Raw genomic sequence first — 18,706 nt, 5'->3', positions numbered from 1 at the left:
CATATTCGATCAAAAAGAAACGGAGGAATCATCATGAAAAAATTGCTGTTCATAATTCTTGGCTGCATCGGTCTCGTATTAGGCGCCATCGGAGCGGTGCTCCCGCTGATGCCGGCATTCCCCTTCCTGCTTTTAGCCGCATTCTCCTTTGCCAAGAGCTCGGAAAGGCTCCACTCCTGGTTCATCGGAACAAAGCTGTATAAAAACAACCTGGAGTCCTATGTCCAGGGACGGGGGATGACCCGCAGGACAAAGCTTCGCATCATGCTCATCGTGACATTGACGATGAGTGTCGGTTTTATCATGATGAAACATGTGCCTGTGGGCCGTATCATTCTGTCCGCCGTCTGGATCTTCCATCTGCTCTATTTCATCTTCGGCATAAAAACAATATCCGCCGCAGATGCAAATCCGCAGTCAGCGCAGCAGCAGAAAAGAGTTCCCGCTCCGGAAGACTAAATTTACATCCATCCTGATCTTCAGCGTAGGGTGATGCCAAACTCTCCGCTTTTTGGAATCAGGCAAACGCCGGCCTCCGTTCTCTCTGTTTCACAGTTCCAAGCTTCCCGCACTGAAAATACTCCACTTAACAGTACGCGTCCGTTTTCTTTTCCCTCCATCCGAAACCGCAGAGCTCCATCCAGCACCTTCATGGTCAGAGATGCCTTTTTCTGCCCGTCACTGTCCCATATCTCCGTATAAGCGTCCTTTTTAATGCCGTATACTCTGTACTCCGCCCGGTCCGCCAGCTCATAATCCGGCGTAATATCGCATTTTCCAAAAGGAAGGATGCTCCCATCTTTCACGAACAGAGGGAGGCTGAAATAATCGTAGCGGTCGGTAAACCATCTCCCACCTTCCACAATTTTGCCGGACAGCAGATGGGTCCAGGTGCCCTCCGGCAGATAGCAGCTCTCCTCACCGTCTTCCGAAAATACCGGGGCGGCCAGCACGCTGTCCCCCAGCATATACTGACGGTCCAGATAGGCGCAGTTTCTGTCCTGCCAAAATTCCATATGCATCGGCCGCATCACGGGAATTCCCGTCAGATGAGCACGGACGGCGGCGGTATAGAGATACGGCATCAGCCTGCATTTCAGCTTCGTAAACGCCTTCAGCACCTCACAGGCCTCCTCATCATAATTCCACGGCACTCTGTAAGAGCTGGAACCGTGCAGCCTGCTGTGGGAAGAGAGCATGCCGAAGGCCACCCAGCGTTTATAGAGATCCGGCGAACCGCTGTCCTCAAAGCCGCCGATATCATGGCTCCAGAATGCGAAGCCGCTGTCCATCAAAGACAGGCCTCCCCTTAAGCTCTCAGCCATGGATACATACTGGCTGGTGGAATCTCCGCCCCAGTGCACCGGATACTGCTGCCCGCCGGCGGTGGCGCTCCTGGCAAATATCACCGCATCCGCCCGTCCCTTTTCTCTTTCTAAGAGCTGGAATACGCACCTGTTATACAGCAGGGTATAGTAATTATGCATTTTTACCGGATCGGAACCGTCATGATAGCGCACATTTACCGGTATCCGTTCTCCGAAATCTGTCTTAAAGCAATCCACTCCCATATCCAGCAGCGCCTTCAGCTTCTCCTGATACCAGTCCCAGGCTTCCGGATTGGTAAAATCCACAACCGCCATGCCGGCCTGCCACATATCCCACTGCCAGACACAGCCGTCCTCTCTCATCAGCAGGTAATGCTTCTTCATCCCCTCCTCAAACAGCGGCGATTGCTGAGCGATATAAGGATTGATCCACACACAGACCTTCAGGCCGCGGTCATGCAGACGCCCAAGCATTCCTTCCGGATCCGGAAACATCTCTTCATCCCACTGAAAATCGCACCAGTGAAAACCTTTCATCCAGAAGCAGTCGAAATGAAATACATGGAGCGGAATTCCCCTCTCCTCCATTCCGTCAATGAAATAGCTGACGGTTTTTTCATCATAGTCTGTGATAAATGAAGTGGTCAGCCACAGCCCAAAGCTCCACTTCGGCAGCAAAGGCGCCCGGCCTGTAAGCGCTGTATATCTAAGGATGATCTCCTTCGGTGTGGGGCCATAGATCAGGCAGTATTCCAGCTCCTCGCCTTCCACAGAAAACTGAACGGTTTCCACCTTCTCGCTCCCCACCTCAAAGCTGACCCGGCCCGAATGGCGGACGAATACGCCGTAGCCTTTGCTTGTCATATAAAACGGAATGTTTTTATAGCTGATTTCGCTGGCCGTACCGCCGTCCTCATTCCACATATCCACATTCTGGCCGTTTTTGACAAATGGCGTGAACCGCTCGCCCAGACCATAAACCAGCTCCCCCGTATCCAGCGACAGGCCGGTGACCAGGTAATTTTTCCCGTCCCGATGATGCATCATGGAGGTGGAGCGGGGAGCTGCCTTGGTCAGCGGCCGGCCATCCGCCAGAAAGTTAAGCTGCGGGCTGCCCTTTTTTAACTCCAGGGCCAGACTGCCGCTCATGATCCTGGCTCCGTCCTGATCCGTTTCCACGGCGGCGTGAAATTCCTGATCCCCGCATAGCTCATAAACAGGCGTTGTTATGTAGCTTCCCATGTGGTTTGCGAGATGCACTTTCAATACATTTTCCATCGGAGCAGTAACCGTGACGGTCATCTGCCCGATATTGAGAGTGGCGCCCCGGTCCGTAATCCTGCGGTAAGGGCCATACGCCCTAAGCCCGTCCCCATACCGCTTAGCACAATAGATCTCTTCCACAAATTCCGGCCTGTATTCCGGTTTCGTCACCCAATATCCGTCTGTAAATTTCATCTGTTAATTTCCTTCCTTCTTTACGTTTTTCCGGTTCGTTCCGTCAGTTTGCCGCGGTAAAAGCCATCTCCCGGTTCAGGAACAGAGGCGTATGGTATGCCAGCGTGTTGGAGAGCGGCAGCAGCTCCTCGCCGATTTGGATGCCGAGTTCCTCCCGGATATAGTCCCTCCTTATCTGCATCCTCTGCCACAGCTTCGGATACTCTTTTCTTAACTGCCGTCTCAATGTCTCATCCGCCATCACCAGACCGTCCTCCGCCCCGGCGCCGCCAAATCCCGGCTTTTTAGGTATGATGTCCAGCTGTATCATATTGCCGCTTTTAAACCGTATCCTAGAACCCGCATACACCGGTGATGATGTCCATTCCTCATCCGCGGTAAAATGACCCGGATTCAAATACCAGCGGAATTCACTCCTGGGCAGTGCAGATTCCACCGCATCATAGAGCTGGCCGCCGGTCAAACCGATGCGCAGCGTCTCCAGCCATATCTTCTGTGCGTTAAAATACGGCATGGCGAGGGATTCTATATAAGCCGGAACCGGTATCTGCCCCTCTTCATATACCGCATATCCCGAACGGCTGCTTAGGCCTCCCTTCATCCCCACCGTGATTGATACGGGATCTCCCAGAGAAAGCTTCTTTCCCGACGGATACAGATTTCCCTTCACAAACCGCTCCCCAAATGCGCAGACTGTCACCACAGAATTTCTCTGGCCGTCCGTGCGCATGGCATTGGCGGTTTCGATCTCACTTCTGCCGACCGCCAGCGCATCCATCGCGTCCTGCACGCAGTTGGATGCCAGCGAAGCTCCATACTCATAATGCGCGATCTCATCCGCATCAGCGGTGATTCTCACACCGCAGTCCGGATCCAGAAAGAGACCGGCGGCATTGACCAGCGAACCCCGGCCGTTCATAACCGACTTCACCGCCATCATGATGTAATACGGAATATCAAATTCACATTCCCCCTTCTGACCCTTCTTTTCCATCAGCTTCCATCCCACCACGCCGACACTTTCATCCGGCGCCAGTCCGGCCTTCCTTAACAGCCCATCCAGCGCATCCGCCGAATCATCCGGCTGATTGGGAAGTGAAAAGCCGGAAAACAGAAGCGGCTCTGCGTCGATGCGTGACCTCCTGCATTTATCCAGATTTTCATTGCCTAAAATCATGCAGACCCTTCCAGTTCTGTGCAGTATGAGCAGCGCCTCTTCAAATCGGGGGATAAACCCTGTCAGATATTCGAAATTGCCGCTGTGCTCCACATCCGCATAGAGGATCAGCACATCCAGCCCCCACCTCTCCATGCCCTCAATCACTTTCTGTTTTCTTACCAGCATGGTTTCATCCTTTAAAACGGTCGGTAACGCCCTCATAAGCTCCGGCTTTTTGACCGGTCTTAATGCAATGCTCATATATACTCCCTCCCTCTTCTGAATTCATTATACGTCCTTATCATACAAAGGGAAACCCCTTAGCGGCAGAATGAAGGTTAATTGCTATAGTATAGAGAAACGGCATAGCCGCAGCTACGCCGTTTCCGGAAACTATTCTTATAATGTTTTATGAGTACACCCATGTTTTAATCAGATATATTCCATCCGTTCAAAATACTTCATCAGTATGCCGGCGCAATTTTCCACGCCCAGCTGTGAGGTATCCAGTATCATGTGATAGTTGTTCACATCTCCCCACACCTTGCCCGTATGTTCATAGTAATACTTCGCTCTTTCTTCGTCGGTCTTTTCGACTTCCACTTTCGCATCCTCATAGGATATTGACTCCAGCTTCATGATTCTGCGGATACGGTCTTCCTTGTCTGCACAGATATAGATATTAAAAAGATTCGGTTTGTCCGCAAGTATCTCGGACGCGCAGCGCCCAAGAAGAATGCACGGCTGTTCAGCCAGTTCCCGGATCAAGGCTGCCTCTGTCTCAAAATCGGCCTCATCCAGTTCATTTTCCAGATATACTTTGTCATAGACAGGAATCTGCAGTTTTTCTGCCAGTTCCTTCGCTATAATGCTGGCCCCCGTACCGAACCGCCGGCTCATGGTGATCACTAATTTCATAGTAACGCCTCCTTTGTATCCGTAGTCTAACGGGGCAATGGATCCCCCAGGAAAATAGTCATGCATATAGTATACTCTATTGCCAGGGAAGTTGCAAGAAAGTTTTCAGCCGCCCTGTGCAGGGCGGCAGCAAAGTATATATTTCCTCACATGGTTTTCATAAGCTCCAGCAACGCGATCCTCTGCTCCTTGGTCAGCGTGGACCATCTGACGAATAACTCCTTCTGTTCCTCCGACAGTCCCGGCACATCCTCCCCCTCTGAAAGGAACTGGATCACAGTGATGCCAAAGGCCTCACAGATCGCCTCCAGCGTAGATAAAGTGGGCGTATTGTTTCTTCTGAACAGATTTGCAATCGTTGATTGCGACAGGCCGGCTTCTATAGCCAATTTATACTTGGTCCACCCGCGTTCCTCCAGCAGCTGGCTTATTCTTTTCGCAGTATCCACTCAGCAACCCTCCATTTCTGATAGCATTATACCGTTCAATTAGGTATCAAAATAGTATTAATAAGTATTGGCTTCATTATTCATTTGAACATCATCCCATACAAATCCCTGTTACTATTCACATCTGCCGTAAACGTCCCGCGCATAGCGGGGCAGAGCATAGTCCCCATAGGGACGCGCTGCCGCTCCGGAAAAATATTTGACATTGCTATATAAATCAGCTAAATTATTTGTATCAGGTAACGATTGTGCATCAGAATTCAGATGAGGTGAAGCAAGTGATAAAAGGTGCGGATACTGCTCAGTTGATTGCAGACAGCCTAAAAAAGCTGATGAAGGACAAACCCATTGAAAAAATACGGATTAAGGATATCACCGACGGGGCAGGCCTGATGAGGCCCACGTTCTACAATCATTTTGAAGACAAATATCAGGTTGTGGAATATATCTTTAATCATGAGGTCATGGAGCCCATGCTCCCCCTGTTAAACAGCGGGCTGGTCCGTGAAGCGATGGTCTTTATGCTGACCCGTATGGAAGAAAATTATGATTTCTACCGTCATGAAATCAACAGGGAGGGACAGAACTCCTTCCGTGAGATCCTTCACAGCGCTTTCCTGCAGGCCTTCATGCCTATCTTCCAGCAGCAGATTATTAAGCCGCTTCATCAGATGATCACACCTCTTCGAATGGCGGAATTCTGCGCAAATATTTTTGAATATACTCTGACCAAATGGCTGAATGAGAAAGAAAAAATACCGGTGGACACGCTGATGCAGCTATACGATATACTGCTGACCAATTCAATTGAAGATTTACTGCGCGGGAAACGCAAAGAATAACGTAGATATTCATAAAAGCCGAAATGTCGCATTATGACGACATTTCGGCTTTTTTGTCATTGCCACGCTGACAGATGCTGCACTTTAACCATTCTATTCATACTGTGTTCTTCTATAATGGAGATATCAGATGCGGGGAGGTGGGGCATTGAGGGTTTTATGGAGCATGCCGGTGGCCATCGGCATTTCGCTGCATATTTTCGTAATCATGATGGAATGCGGAGCCACCCAGGCCGGGCTGGATAAAAAGCGTATACTGCAGACAGCCGTTGTCTTTGTATCCGTACAGCTGGGAATGCAGTCATTAGGGATTGCGGCCACCTGGCTGGTGGAAAGAGTCTTTCAGATACATCTTCTAAGCCGTTTCTACAAATATACCACCTTTGCCATACTGGCAGGTATCGGCTGCCACAGGATCCGGGACGCCTTAAGGGCGGACTCCCTGCCTGAAGAACGGCATCCGCGCCTAAGTCTGTGGCAATGTGTCCGGATCTCAGCCAGAACCGGAGGAGAAGCCCTGGCCGCAGGGATGAGCCTTTACTATTACTGCTCCCCCTGGTCAGGAATCTGTATCGTATGTCTGGCGTTCTTCGCAGCCTTAGCGGGTTTTAGCTACGGTTACTTAAACGGTGTGACGCGGCGCAGGTTTCTCTGCACAGCAGACGGATGTCTGATGGCCGCACTGGCCGTAAGCATTGTATTATAGCAGTATTTAAGCTGCTGAATAAATATGTGTATTCAGCAGCAGTTATCTGGTAGTCTGTTTCCCAAGTCCGTGTGCATAGAGCACAGACTACTAGGAGCGCGCCGCAGCGCGCAGACAGGAATCTTATGACGGCAGCACACAAAATGGAACGGGCACTGGTGAGCAGGACAATTGACGGAGTCATCCACTATGTAAATAAGGACAGGCAGGCGAACCTGCTGCATTTAATCGATGTGGTGGAGAAAATAGCCGGGGACATGTTTTCAGAAAAAAGCTATGATGGGGCCAGAAATATAGTGCGCGATGAGGACAGCAAGTGGATGCGGTATCTGTACCGGCTCATGGATGAAACAGACCCCCATGTGCTTAAGATGACCGCTTTGAATCTGGGCTTTGAAGCCGCTTATTTTGGGACAAAAACCATTCGCGAAAACAGGCGCAGATACCAGTGCAACATTCCATGGCTGATTCTCATGGACCCTACCAGCGCCTGCAATATGCATTGTACGGGATGCTGGGCCGCAGAGTACGGCCATAAGCTGAACCTGACCTATGAGGAACTCGATCGCATCATCACCCAGGGGAAAGAACTGGGCATCTATTTCTATATGTATACCGGCGGTGAACCGCTGATGAGGAAAAAAGACCTGATCCGGCTCTGTGAAAAGCATAACGACTGTGCGTTTCATGCGTTTACCAACGGAACGCTGATCGATGATGAATTCTGCAGCGAGATGGCCCGGGTGGGCAATTTCTCCGTATCCCTAAGCCTGGAAGGCTATGAAGAGGTCAACGACTCCCGCAGAGGCAGCGGCAGCTTTTCAAAGGCCATGGAGGCCATGGATCTGATGAAATCCCATGGACTGATCTTTGGCACCTCTATCTGCTACACGAGCAAAAATGTTGAAACAGTGACTTCCGATGAGTTTCTGGATATGATCATTGAAAAAGGCTGCCGGTACACCTGGTATTTCCACTATATGCCCGTAGGTAACGATGCTGCGGTGGAACTGCTCCCCACCCGGGACCAGCGCGAATACATGTACCGCCGCGTCAGAGAGATCAGAGGGAGCGATGGCGGCAAACCGATCTTCGCTATGGATTTCCAAAACGACGGGGAATTTGTAGGCGGCTGTATCGCAGGCGGCCGCAATTATATGCATATCAATGCCAACGGGGATGCGGAGCCCTGTGTCTTCATCCATTATTCCGGCGCGAATATCCGGGAGGTCTCTCTGCTGGATGCGCTAAGACAGCCCCTGTTCATGGCCTACCGCGACCGCCAGCCTTTCAATGAAAACCATCTCCGCCCCTGCCCCATGCTGGAAAACCCGGAAATACTGGAGCGCATGCTTAAGGAGACCGGCGCGGTTTCAACCGATCTTAAGTCTCCGGAAAGCGGAGAACATCTGTGCGGCAAATGCAGGGAATACGCCGAGAACTGGGCGGAGTCCGCAGACAGGCTGTGGCGGGAAAACGGGCATCACAAGGAATATTACCAGAATTACAAAGATGTGTACAAAGATTCATCCGCAGAAAAATTTCATTAACCGGTCAGATTACCTAACTGATTCGATCCTTTAACTGATCCGATTACACTGACAGGAGGAAGTCCGAAGACTTCCTCCTTAATGCCGGTTCATGCGAAAACCCAGCACACCGCCGACCACGCCTCCCAGTATATGGGTCAGGTTTGAAATATTATCTCTCACAAACACGGCATCGTAAATCTGGCCGCCCAGGTAAATGGCTGAGATCACGATGAAGGTCAGTGGAATCTTTTTATCCGTCACGCCTGTGAAGGAAGAGAGTATGATAAAGGCGAAGACGACTCCACTGGCCCCAAGCAGCGCGGTGTGCGGGAACAGCAGCATGTGCACCGCGCCGGTTATGACCGCTGTCGCCAGCATAACAAACAGCAGATTACGGCTGCCATACTTTTCCTCCAGAAGCGGTCCGACTAACAGGATCATCGTGATATTTGCGGAAAAGTGTGCCCAGCCCGCATGTCCGAATATATGCCCCACCAGCCTTACATAGGTCAGAGGGTTTAAGAGAGATGCGCGGTATACGCTGAAAAGCAGGGTGTTTGACACGCCTCCCGTGATCTGGCCCAATATCAGCGCCATCAGGCAGATCCCCGTAAACCCCAGTATGACCGGTGAGTTAACGGAAATATGTTTCTGCAGTCTGTTCCACAATGTGCAATTCCCCCTCCATGCCTGTTACTTTTCCAGGATAAACGCGCGGTAGCCCCTGTAGGCCTCATAGATATCCACCTTACAGGTGATCTCCCAAGGAGCATGCATGCTGAGCACGGGGATACCGCTGTCAATCACTTCCATGCCGTACTGCGCCAGGATATAAGCGATGGTTCCGCCGCCTCCGATATCCACTGCGCCCAGTTCTGCAGTCTGTATCGCCACTCCGTTTCGTTCCATAACTTCTCTTATAAATGCGATGTACTCCGCATTGGCATCATTGGAGCCGCTCTTTCCTCTAGAACCGGTGTATTTATTGAAGACGATCCCCCGGCCGAAATATGCTGAGTTTTTCTTCTCAAAACGGTCAGAAAACTGCGGATCATAGGCAGCGCTGACATCGGATGAGAGCATCCTGGAATTGCGCAGCGCCCTGCGCAGCTTCAGCTCGCTGAATTCTCCGGCGCGGTCCATGAGCTCCGCCACCATATGTTCAAAGAATCTGGATTGCATGCCGGTAGCGCCGGTGCTGCCGATCTCCTCTTTATCCACCAGGATACAGCAGGCCGTTTTCTCCACATTCCCCTCATCTAAAACCGCAAACAGCGAGGTAAATGCACACACCCTGTCATCCTGGCCGTATCCGATCACCATGCTGCGGTCCAGCCCGCAATCCCTGGATTTTCCGGCGGGAACAATCTCAAGCTCTGCAGATAGGAAGTCCCCTTCCTCAATGCCGTACTGTTTGTTAAGTATTTCGAGCATCGCATCCTTCACGGTTCCCTCGGCAGTAAATGACTTGCTTCCGATTAAAAGATCCAGCTTCTCACCGTCAATCACTTTGCCTGCTTTACGTTCCATCTGCTCTCCGGACAGATGTACCAGCAGATCCGTGATCACAAATACAGGATCCTCATCTTTCTCACCGATCACCACATCCACCACTGATCCGTCCTTTTTCGCAACCACTCCGTGGATGGCCAAAGGCTGGGAAAGCCACTGGTATTTCTTGATTCCGCCGTAATAATGCGTGTCCAGATATGCCAGCCCCTCTTCATCATAGAGAGGATTCTGCTTGATATCAATTCTCGGACTGTCTATATGGGCTCCCAGGATATTCATTCCCTGCTCCAGCGGCTGGCTGCCCATCCTGAATAATACGATGGCTTTGTCCATATAAACTGCATATACTTTATCTCCGGGCTGAACGCTTCTGCCCTCCCGAACGATTTCCCACAGATCGGAAAATCCCTCTGCTTTTGCAAGCGCAGCTGCTTTTCTCACGCATTCACGCTCTGTTTTACATGCATCGATGCACTCCCTGTAGCGGATAGCCATTTTTTCCGCATTTTCTTTCTGATTTTCAGAATAACTTGTCCATAAGTTCTCCATTCCAGCTCTCCTTTATGTATCTGTTTAGATTTCTCTATTATATCATCATATCCAAGACAGGTAAAGCGTCCGGATTCTTTATTCTGCGCTGTTATTCTCCGCGTCCGGATTCTTTATTCTGCGCTGCGCCCGCATCGCTTACTGCCAGCGTCTGCTTTGCGGTCAGGCGGATATTTTCCATCCACAGGCTTCCCATCGGGCATTCCGGCAGACCGCGGATTTCCACCGCGGTTTTACCCGCATTTCCTTTGATGTTTTTAAGATGGATCCCTTCAAACCTGGTGGGCGCGTCGCTTTTTGGCACCACTGTGCTGTAATTTTAGAACATGCTGATCTGCACCGCTTCTTCCAGGATGCCGTTCAGCGCAATATCCTCGAACCAGATATACTTTGCATAGCCGCCCCTGCCTCTCATGGACTTCATGCGGATTCCCTGATTGGTGCCGCTGATCTCACATCCGTGCGCATATCACAAGCCGTATGCTGTCTTTTTACAAAATTTTTGAGATGCAGTCCTTTATTGTCATACAACCGGCACTTCTGCTTGACTGCGGATTGAAAATAAACTACTATCATTTTGTAAGTTCAAAGAGGAGGACACAGTATGAAACTCAATCCGCTATTTTGTGATAAGGCCGTTCTGCAGTGTGACAGGCCGGTCCATGTATTCGGAACCGGCTCAGGCAGAGTCTCCGTCACATTTCTGAATGAAACAAAAACAGTGATATCCGCGGGCGAAACCTGGTGTATCATGCTCTCTCCCCATCCGGCCGGCGGGCCTTATGAGATGGAAATCAATCTTGACGGACAGATCGTATGCCTGCATGATCTTATGCTGGGATATGTCTTTTTGTGCGCCGGTCAATCCAATATGCAGCTGAAGATGGACGAAACTTCGGATCAATTTCAGTATGAAGACAATTCCATGCTGCGCCTTTTCACTGTGCCGCGGCCATTGCTGATGGATACGGCGGAATATTTCCCACAAAGCTGGGTATGCTGTGAGGCGGATACGGGGATCTGCTGGTCTGCAATTCCCTATCACTTCGGCCAGATGATTCAGAGGACAAAAAATACTGCCATCGGCATTATCTCCTGCTGCAAAGGAGCCTCTGTCATACAGTCCTGGATGGATGAAGCGCTGCTTCACACATCGCCGTTTGTGATTCCCGATCAGGACAGACACTGTGATCTGAAGCTGTTTTCTGCCTGGAATCCGGACGGTTATCTCTATCATTCCATGTTCCGCACCGTTGCTCCCTATTCCATGTGCTGTGTCATCTGGTATCAGGGGGAAAGCAACACCTCTCCTGCCGAAGCCGCAATCTATGACAAACTTCTGGCACTTCTTATCTCCAACTGGAGAAGAGACCTGGTGGACGAAACGCTGCCTTTTATCCTTGTCCAAATCCATTCCTATGCGCATGGCGCTGCCGGCTGGAAAAAGCTTCAGGATGCGCAGCGGAAAGCGGCGGACGCAATCCCCAACGTAATATTTGTACAAAACGACGATCTTGGTGAACCCGACAGGATTCATCCGGTCTATAAGCTCCCCATATCCCGGCGGATTGCGCGGGCTGTCCGGACACTTATTTAAAATTGTGTATCGACATTTCAGATAAATTGTGGTATAAATGGTATTGGATTCAATGCAAACGTTTGCATTGTCGGAGGTTTAAATGAAAAAAGCAACCATTAAAGATATCGCACGGGCTGCCGGAGTATCTGCCTCCACGGTCTCCCGTGTGCTTTCGGGAGGAGCTCCCATATCCGAAGAGACCAGTCAAAGGGTAAGAGAGGCCGCCAGGCAGCTAAATTACACGCCAAATACTGCTGCGCAGTGCCTAAGACGTGAAAAAAGCCGGAGCATCGGGGTCGTTTTCCCCGACATATCCGGCGAATTTTATGCAAGCTGTGCATCCTGGCTGTTAAAGCATGCGAGGAGCTGCGGATATACCGTGCTTTTTATGGAAAGCGGCCCGTCTGCCGAAGCGGAAAGAGACGGGCTGCAGGCTCTGATGGAACGGCGCGTTGACGGAATCATCTTCATCGGAGACCACAGGGATCACGGTCTGATACAGGAACTGGTAGACCGTTCTGTTCCGGTTGTCACCGGTGACCGCCATCTGCCTGGAATCGTGTCGGTCACATTTAATAACCGAGAGACCATGGGGAAGCTGACAGAAGCGCTGTATGAGAGAGGATACCGAAAATTTCTGTATGTCGGTGAACCGACGGAGGGACAGGATAATCTGAAGGAACGGTTCAACGGTTATCATCAGACGCTTGAGGCGCATGCGGATGCACAGGCTGCTTCTGTGTTTGATAAGCGGCTGCACGACGATAAGCTTTTGGGCAGCTATGAACTCTTTCTGTCAGAGCTTCGTTTTGATCTTCCCGAAGTCATCGTCACATCCAACGATCTGATCGCCCAGGGGATCATCAGCGCGGCGCACGCCTGCCACATCCGGATACCGGAGGAACTCTCCGTTACCGGCTTTGATGACCAGCTCTCCTCCGCTTATTTCATCCCTTCGGTCACAACGGTTCATCAGGATGTGGAAGAACTGACCCGGCGCTGTTTTGATCTGCTGATGGCGCTGCTGGATAAAAAAGATGCGGAGTCCTATATCGTCCGCCAGCAGATCATCGAAAGGCAGTCCGCCCGTTTCACCCAGAATAAAGGAACTCAAGGAGGCAGTTATCAGTGAACAAGAACATCAGAGACTTTACAACGGGCAGTATCCCAAAAGCCCTGCTCTATTTTTCTATCCCGTTTTTCCTGACCAACCTGATTCAGGCGTTCTATAGCATTGCGGACATCATGGTGATCAGCCGCTTCTGCGGATCTTCCGGCATAGCCGGCGCCTCGATCGGGGCCAGCATTACGGATACCATCACATTTACGATTGTAGGACTCTGCAACGGCGGCGCAATCATGACCGCCCAGTATGCCGGCATGAAAAATGAGAAAGAGATTAAAGAAACCGTCAGCACCACCTTCGGCGTCATGCTGATCCTGGCCGTCATATCCACCGCGCTCACCCTGATTTCTGCGCCTTACATATTAAGAGCCCTGAACACCCCGGCAGAAGCCTTTGATCAGACCAGGTCCTACTTCTCCATCTGCATGATCGGTTCCGTATTTATCTTTGGATACAATGCGGTGGGATCCGTGCTTCGGGGGCTCGGCGACTCCAAAACGCCGATGTATTTCGGCGTCACCTCCTGTCTTCTCAACATCGTCCTGGATCTGCTGCTCGTCGGCGTGTTTCATATGGACGTGGAGGGGGCGGCGATCGCCACGGTCGCATCGCAGGCGGTGGCTCTGACCGGCTGCATCCTGTATCTGAAAAAGCGGGAGTTTTTCTTTGATTTTAAACCCTCAAGTTTCCGCATCTATCCGGCGAAAGCGGCGAAGCTCTTTCAGCTGGGGCTGCCCGACGCGATCCAGAGCGCCATTGTATCCGGCGGATTTTTGATGGTTTCCTCCATAATCAACAGTCTCGGCGTCAATGCCGCATCCGGAGTATCACTGGCCTCCAAGGTCAACAATTTCGCCCAGATGCCCGCGACCGCTGTAGGCATGTCCGTGGCCTCCATGACCGGACAGAATGTGGGCGCCGACAAATATGACCGGGTGCGCAGCACTTTAAAATACAGCATTATGATCTGCCTGGCCATATCCACAGCCATGTTCGCCATTGTGCAGCTGTTTCCTTCCTCCATTATGGGCCTGCTGGTTCAGGATGCAGGCGTAATTAATGAGGCGCTTCCCTATCTGCGGATTACAGCCCTCGATTACCTGCTGGTAGCGCTGTGCTTTCCGTTAAACGGCCTGTGCAACGGCAGCGGCCATACGCTCTTTTCGATGATACCGTCCATCGTTTCCTCCGTGATCGTGCGCGTGCCGGTGGCATACTTTTGCGCCAGGACGCTCGGTCTGGGCCTCCTCGGTGTCGGCATCGCCACCCCCACCGGCACGTTTAGCGCGGTAATCATCTGTACCGTATATTATTTCAGCAACAGGTGGTGCAAAAAAGTGGTATAGCCATGCCGCGATCTGACGGATGGATTCCAGCGCGTCTTTCCTCGGGTGGCTCATCCACTGGATGGTTCCTACCTGGAAATATGCTTCACTCCCAACATTCAGGATCCGCTATTCAGGTTTGTGACAGCTTCTGCCGGATTGACATGAATCATGATATGCTTAATCTCCGGAAAGTTTTTCTCTACCCTGTCATGAACCTGCTCGGCGATTCGATGGGCTTCACGAAGGGATTTGTCACCGTCAACTGCTATTTCCAGATCAATATATACCTTATTCCCGAACATTCTGGACTGGAGTAAATCAACGCGAATAACCTCTTCCTGTGAACGGATACAATCATCCAGTTTTTTCTCATAGTCTGCATTACAGGATGTATCCAGCATTTTTTTTACAGCATCCCGCAGTATATCACAGGAAACTTTTAAAATGAACAAACAAATTACAACACTGGCAACAGAATCCAACACCGGGAAACCAAGCATTGCACCACCGATGCCAACGAGGGAACCGATGGAAGAAAAAGCATCCGATCTGTGATGCCATGCATCCGCCATAAATGCAGCCGAATCAATGATCTTTGCATAATACCTTGTATACCAGTACATAGCCTCTTTCCCAACGATAGACAGAACCGCTGCAATGAGTGCAATCATACCTGGAACTGCAAGAGTCTCATAATTTCTGGCCAAAATATTTTGTACCCCTGCTTTACCGACTCCAATTCCGGTAATTAACACGTTTCCGACAATGCTTACAGATGATAACTTTCTAATAATTGTGTTTTCGTTGATAGCTGATTTGACAGAGAATCTGCAAATGTGTAAAAAAACACACCTATGGAACATACAACTGTCCCACAGATGTGTGAAATTCAATCTGCTGCCACCTGATCTGGCGGCCCGGCCCCACGACACTAACGTATCATCGCCTGCTCAGCTTGTACTGTTGATCTCGCATTCCAAGAGAATGTAATGCAGTGCAAAGAGTGCTTAATATATAACATATTTTTCGATAACAGTCAAGAGAATTTAATGAACCCTATTTAAGCAGGCTTTCCAGCCGTATAGCAAAACAAAAAAACGCTGGAAACATCAAAGTTTCCAGCGTTTACTACTATTTTTAATCAGGCTTATTTGCCCATCTGCTTTGCTACTTCCTCAGCGAAATTTTCGGATTTTTTCTCCAGACCTTCTCCGGTCTCAAAGCGCACAAATCTCTTTATGCTGATGTTTGCTCCAACTTCCTTGGAAACGCTCTGCAGATACTTTGCAACGGTCAGATCGCCGTCTTTTACATACTGCTGGTCAACCAGGCAGAACTCTTTTAACTCTTTGTTCAGACGGCCGATGATCATCTTGTCGATGATATTGTCCGGCTTGTCAGGATTCTCATTCTTAGCCTGAACTTTGAGGATCTCTGTTTCCTTATCGATGAAATCCTGGGAAACTTCTTCCCTGCATACATACAGAGGCTTCAGAGCCGCAACCTGCATAGCCACGTTCTTAAGGGCTTCCTTAACAGCATCGTTTACCACATCGGTTACCGCTTCCACCACAACGCCGATCCTTCCGCCGCCATGGATATATCCTACTACACAGCCGTTCTCTGCGGTAATTTTCTCAAATCTTCTGATGCTGAGATTCTCACCGATCACAGCGATCTTGCTGGACAGTTCCTGTGCTACGGTTTTAGAGGTATCCTTTGCCCAGGCTTCAGCCATAAACGCGTCCATATCCGCAGCATCACTGTTTAATGCCTGCTGTGCAACTTCCTTTACATACTCCTGGAAATCAGAGTTCTTCGCAACGAAGTCTGTCTCGGAGTTCACTTCTACGATCGCCGCCCTGCTGTCTCCGTCCGTAACGATTGTTACGAGACCTTCTGCCGCAATCCTGCCGGCTTTCTTAGCAGCAGCCGCAAGTCCTTTTTCTCTTAAGAACTCCACTGCCTTGTCCATATCACCGTCGGTAGCGGCCAGAGCCTTCTTGCAGTCCATCATGCCCGCACCGGTCAACTCTCTTAATTCTTTTACCATTCCTGCTGTAATAGCTGCCATGATCTTATAACCTCCTGTAATGTCATCAGCTAAACGCCGACGATCTAATGCTTCTCTATATTTATGCTTCCGCAGCAGCTACTTCTTCGATATCGGTAGCTTCCGCTGTATTCTCTTCCACATATGCAGCATCCTCTGCCGCCTCGCCGTACTGCTCGCCCTGGCTCGCTTCAATCACAGCATCCGCCATCTTTGCCACAATCAGTTTAACGGCTCTGATCGCATCGTCGTTGCCGGGGATTACATAATCCAGCTCTTCCGGATCGCAGTTTGTATCGGCAATACCGATCAACGGAATGCCCAGAGTATGCGCTTCCTGTACGCAGATTCTTTCCTTCTTGGGATCTACGATGAAGATCGCATCAGGCAGTCTCTTCATATCCTTGATGCCGCCTAAGTTCTTCTCCAGTTTTTCCATTTCTTTCTTTAATTCAATAACTTCCTTCTTAGGCAGTACGTCAAAAGTGCCGTCTTCCTGCATGGTCTCAATCGCTTTCAGTCTGGCAATTCTGCTCTGGATTGTCTTGAAGTTGGTCAGCATACCGCCCAGCCATCTCTGGTTTACATAATACATACCGCAGCGGTCTGCCTCTGTCTGAATTGCATCCTGAGCCTGTTTCTTGGTACCTACAAACAGAATGGTTCCGCCGTTTGCAACGATATCAACGATTGCGTTATATGCCTCGTCCACCTTGCCTACGGATTTCTGCAGGTCGATGATATAGATACCGTTTCTCTCGGTATAGATGTAAGGAGCCATCTTAGGGTTCCATCTTCTTGTCTGGTGTCCGAAATGTACACCTGCTTCCAGTAACTGTTTCATTGAAATAACACTCATTTTTCTTACCTCCATTTGGTTTTTTTCTTCCGCGCACTATCCGCTTCCTCGGAAACCTGATGCCAGGCACCATCCTCGGAATACTGCGCACGTGTTTTTTCAGCCTTTCTATTGTAGCATAGGGCGGATCATTGTGCAAGCAATTTTTACATAAAACTCAAAGGATCCGGCATTAAATCCGGCTGGCGGCATATAAGCGGCTGTCACAAAACGTCAAAGCAGCCTGCGGCGTAACTGCAGCAGGCTGTTTTTATGCCATATTCTTTTTTAGGAAATCATTTCTTTTTCAGCTTATCCAGTTCGTCAAAAATCACATCGTTCACCACTTTGATATAGGTACCCTTCATTCCGGAGGATCTGGATTCGATTACGCCTGCGCTTTCAAACTTTCGCAGTGCGTTGACAATTACGGATCTGGTGATCCCCACCCTGTCCGCAATTTTGCTGGCAACCAGGATTCCCTCGTTGCCGTCCAGTTCATCAAATATATGCTGTATCGCTTCCAGCTCCGATACGGATAAAGTGCTTAAAGCGGATTTCACAATATTGAGCTTTCTGACTTCCTCCGCATTCTCCTCATTTACGGAACGCATCATTTCCAGCCCCACCACCGTGGTGCCGTATTCGCTTAGAATAATATCGTCAATGTCGTACTGCTCATCCGATTTATACAGAAACAGGGTCCCAAGCCGCTCTCCCGCGATATCTATCGGCGTGATAATCGCCTGATACTTTTTCACATAATCCTCAGCGAAACCTAAGGTAGCCAGATTTACATTTTCTTTGGTGGAGAGGACGCTTAAAAGGCGCTCATTCAGCATATGGTCCACATGTCCGCCCACCTCGTCGGCAATCAGTTCTTTGATTTCCTCCACATTATTGCAGAGACCAACCCCCAGCACTTTTCCTTTTTTGCTGATCACCAGCACATTAGAATCTAATATCTCACTAAGCACTTCACATATGTCATTGAACACTACTTTTGAAGAACTGTTGTTATGCAGAAGCTTATTGATTTTTCTGGTTTTATCCAGCAACTGGACGCTCATACCGTTCCCTCCTATTCATATTTTTCTAGTATTCACATTTTCAGAGTAAATATTTGGGTATTATCCAACAGAACACCCGCCTATTCTACATATACTATGATTTTACCACACAATTCTGATAATAACAAGTATTTTAATATTCTTTTATGACTATTTCACGATTATACTATAACAGTTCCGGCGTCTGAACTGATATGTCTTAATAAAAAGAATCCCGCCCGCGGGATTCTCCGCCTGCGGCGGGTCGCCTTGGCGACAT

General features: G+C 49.8%; 18 protein-coding genes and 1 riboswitch. Of the genes, 7 read left to right on the top strand and 11 right to left on the bottom strand.

Going from position 1 to position 18,706, the window contains the following annotated elements:
* The first annotated feature begins 33 nt into the window (after positions 1–33).
* Entirely contained in the window at positions 34–459 is a 426-nt protein-coding gene (locus DWZ56_RS08260) for a YbaN family protein (RefSeq protein ID WP_199679563.1), read from the top strand.
* Positions 460–479: 20 nt separating this feature from the next.
* On the opposite strand, the gene yicI is transcribed toward DWZ56_RS08260, so the two are convergent.
* From yicI to DWZ56_RS08240, 4 genes are all read right to left on the bottom strand, one after another.
* Positions 480–2,786 carry an alpha-xylosidase gene (gene yicI, locus DWZ56_RS08255; RefSeq protein WP_118555884.1) on the bottom strand — a complete coding sequence of 769 codons (2,307 nt, stop codon included), beginning with the start codon at positions 2,784–2,786 and terminating at the stop codon, positions 480–482.
* A gap of 43 nt (positions 2,787–2,829) precedes the next feature.
* Entirely contained in the window at positions 2,830–4,206 is a 1,377-nt protein-coding gene (locus tag DWZ56_RS08250; protein ID WP_118555882.1) for a M24 family metallopeptidase, read from the bottom strand.
* Between the two features lie 171 nt (positions 4,207–4,377).
* The gene (locus DWZ56_RS08245) at positions 4,378–4,863 is read right to left on the bottom strand and encodes a cytidylate kinase-like family protein (RefSeq protein WP_118555880.1); all 486 of its coding nucleotides are present in this window, start codon (positions 4,861–4,863) and stop codon (positions 4,378–4,380) included.
* Between the two features lie 146 nt (positions 4,864–5,009).
* Complete coding sequence (locus DWZ56_RS08240) at positions 5,010–5,312, bottom strand: helix-turn-helix domain-containing protein (RefSeq protein ID WP_118555878.1); 303 nt, start codon at positions 5,310–5,312, stop codon at positions 5,010–5,012.
* Positions 5,313–5,590: 278 nt separating this feature from the next.
* Here DWZ56_RS08240 and DWZ56_RS08230 point away from each other — a divergent pair, with 278 nt between their 5' ends.
* The 3 genes from DWZ56_RS08230 to DWZ56_RS08220 all read left to right on the top strand — a co-directional run bounded on the left by DWZ56_RS08230 (position 5,591) and on the right by DWZ56_RS08220 (position 8,410).
* Positions 5,591–6,154 carry a TetR family transcriptional regulator gene (locus tag DWZ56_RS08230; protein WP_118555876.1) on the top strand — a complete coding sequence of 188 codons (564 nt, stop codon included), beginning with the start codon at positions 5,591–5,593 and terminating at the stop codon, positions 6,152–6,154.
* A 148-nt stretch (positions 6,155–6,302) separates the two neighbouring features.
* Positions 6,303–6,860 carry a manganese efflux pump gene (locus DWZ56_RS08225; RefSeq protein ID WP_158584498.1) on the top strand — a complete coding sequence of 186 codons (558 nt, stop codon included), beginning with the start codon at positions 6,303–6,305 and terminating at the stop codon, positions 6,858–6,860.
* Positions 6,861–7,003: 143 nt separating this feature from the next.
* On the top strand, positions 7,004–8,410 hold the full coding sequence (locus DWZ56_RS08220) for a radical SAM protein (protein WP_243095134.1): 1,407 nt from the start codon (positions 7,004–7,006) through the stop codon (positions 8,408–8,410).
* 78 nt (positions 8,411–8,488) lie between these two features.
* Here DWZ56_RS08220 and DWZ56_RS08215 read toward each other — a convergent pair whose 3' ends face one another.
* From DWZ56_RS08215 to DWZ56_RS08205, 3 genes are all read right to left on the bottom strand, one after another.
* Positions 8,489–9,061: a rhomboid family intramembrane serine protease gene (locus tag DWZ56_RS08215; protein WP_118555870.1), complete on the bottom strand. Its 573-nt coding sequence runs from the start codon at positions 9,059–9,061 to the stop codon at positions 8,489–8,491.
* 24 nt (positions 9,062–9,085) lie between these two features.
* Positions 9,086–10,453, bottom strand: coding sequence for an aminopeptidase (locus DWZ56_RS08210; RefSeq protein ID WP_118555868.1), 1,368 nt, complete (start codon positions 10,451–10,453; stop codon positions 9,086–9,088).
* A 91-nt stretch (positions 10,454–10,544) separates the two neighbouring features.
* Positions 10,545–10,757: a hypothetical protein gene (locus DWZ56_RS08205; protein ID WP_147369399.1), complete on the bottom strand. Its 213-nt coding sequence runs from the start codon at positions 10,755–10,757 to the stop codon at positions 10,545–10,547.
* A 300-nt stretch (positions 10,758–11,057) separates the two neighbouring features.
* On the opposite strand from DWZ56_RS08205, the gene DWZ56_RS08195 reads away from it, so the two are divergent.
* From DWZ56_RS08195 to DWZ56_RS08185, 3 genes are all read left to right on the top strand, one after another.
* Complete coding sequence (locus tag DWZ56_RS08195; protein ID WP_118555862.1) at positions 11,058–12,050, top strand: sialate O-acetylesterase; 993 nt, start codon at positions 11,058–11,060, stop codon at positions 12,048–12,050.
* Between the two features lie 82 nt (positions 12,051–12,132).
* Positions 12,133–13,164 carry a LacI family DNA-binding transcriptional regulator gene (locus tag DWZ56_RS08190; RefSeq protein WP_118555860.1) on the top strand — a complete coding sequence of 344 codons (1,032 nt, stop codon included), beginning with the start codon at positions 12,133–12,135 and terminating at the stop codon, positions 13,162–13,164.
* Positions 13,161–14,504, top strand: a complete 1,344-nt coding sequence (locus DWZ56_RS08185) for an MATE family efflux transporter (RefSeq protein WP_118555858.1) — start codon at positions 13,161–13,163, stop codon at positions 14,502–14,504. The genes DWZ56_RS08190 and DWZ56_RS08185 overlap by 4 nt, the downstream gene beginning before the upstream one ends.
* A gap of 98 nt (positions 14,505–14,602) precedes the next feature.
* Here DWZ56_RS08185 and DWZ56_RS08180 read toward each other — a convergent pair whose 3' ends face one another.
* The 4 genes from DWZ56_RS08180 to codY all read right to left on the bottom strand — a co-directional run bounded on the left by DWZ56_RS08180 (position 14,603) and on the right by codY (position 18,447).
* Positions 14,603–15,379 carry a cation diffusion facilitator family transporter gene (locus DWZ56_RS08180; RefSeq protein WP_243095132.1) on the bottom strand — a complete coding sequence of 259 codons (777 nt, stop codon included), beginning with the start codon at positions 15,377–15,379 and terminating at the stop codon, positions 14,603–14,605.
* A riboswitch (NiCo riboswitch) is annotated at positions 15,352–15,450 on the bottom strand. (Overlaps the previous gene by 28 nt.)
* A gap of 183 nt (positions 15,451–15,633) precedes the next feature.
* Positions 15,634–16,560 (bottom strand): translation elongation factor Ts, encoded by a 927-nt coding sequence (gene tsf, locus DWZ56_RS08175; RefSeq protein ID WP_118555856.1) that lies wholly within the window; start codon positions 16,558–16,560, stop codon positions 15,634–15,636.
* A gap of 61 nt (positions 16,561–16,621) precedes the next feature.
* Positions 16,622–17,398 (bottom strand): 30S ribosomal protein S2, encoded by a 777-nt coding sequence (gene rpsB, locus DWZ56_RS08170; protein ID WP_118555854.1) that lies wholly within the window; start codon positions 17,396–17,398, stop codon positions 16,622–16,624.
* Positions 17,399–17,673: 275 nt separating this feature from the next.
* Positions 17,674–18,447: a GTP-sensing pleiotropic transcriptional regulator CodY gene (codY, locus tag DWZ56_RS08165; protein WP_118555852.1), complete on the bottom strand. Its 774-nt coding sequence runs from the start codon at positions 18,445–18,447 to the stop codon at positions 17,674–17,676.
* Between the last annotated feature and the right edge of the window lie 259 nt (positions 18,448–18,706).

The sequence above is a fragment of the Lachnotalea sp. AF33-28 genome, from assembly GCF_003477885.1.
Taxonomy (GTDB): Bacteria; Bacillota; Clostridia; order Lachnospirales; family Lachnospiraceae; genus AF33-28.
Note: the sequence above shows the minus strand (reverse complement) of the source record. Positions and strands in the feature narration are given on the sequence as shown.

Bases quoted from the DNA above. Each gene is read 5' to 3' on its own strand.
- DWZ56_RS08260 (WP_199679563.1), top strand. From the start codon at position 34: ATGAAAAAATTGCTGTTCATAATTCTTGGCTGCATCGGTCTCGTATTA.
- yicI (WP_118555884.1), bottom strand. From the start codon at position 2,786: ATGAAATTTACAGACGGATATTGGGTGACGAAACCGGAATACAGGCCG.
- DWZ56_RS08250 (WP_118555882.1), bottom strand. From the start codon at position 4,206: ATGAGCATTGCATTAAGACCGGTCAAAAAGCCGGAGCTTATGAGGGCG.
- DWZ56_RS08245 (WP_118555880.1), bottom strand. From the start codon at position 4,863: ATGAAATTAGTGATCACCATGAGCCGGCGGTTCGGTACGGGGGCCAGC.
- DWZ56_RS08220 (WP_243095134.1), top strand. From the start codon at position 7,004: ATGGAACGGGCACTGGTGAGCAGGACAATTGACGGAGTCATCCACTAT.
- DWZ56_RS08210 (WP_118555868.1), bottom strand. From the start codon at position 10,453: ATGGAGAACTTATGGACAAGTTATTCTGAAAATCAGAAAGAAAATGCG.
- DWZ56_RS08195 (WP_118555862.1), top strand. From the start codon at position 11,058: ATGAAACTCAATCCGCTATTTTGTGATAAGGCCGTTCTGCAGTGTGAC.
- DWZ56_RS08190 (WP_118555860.1), top strand. From the start codon at position 12,133: ATGAAAAAAGCAACCATTAAAGATATCGCACGGGCTGCCGGAGTATCT.
- tsf (WP_118555856.1), bottom strand. From the start codon at position 16,560: ATGGCAGCTATTACAGCAGGAATGGTAAAAGAATTAAGAGAGTTGACC.
- rpsB (WP_118555854.1), bottom strand. From the start codon at position 17,398: ATGAGTGTTATTTCAATGAAACAGTTACTGGAAGCAGGTGTACATTTC.
- codY (WP_118555852.1), bottom strand. From the start codon at position 18,447: ATGAGCGTCCAGTTGCTGGATAAAACCAGAAAAATCAATAAGCTTCTG.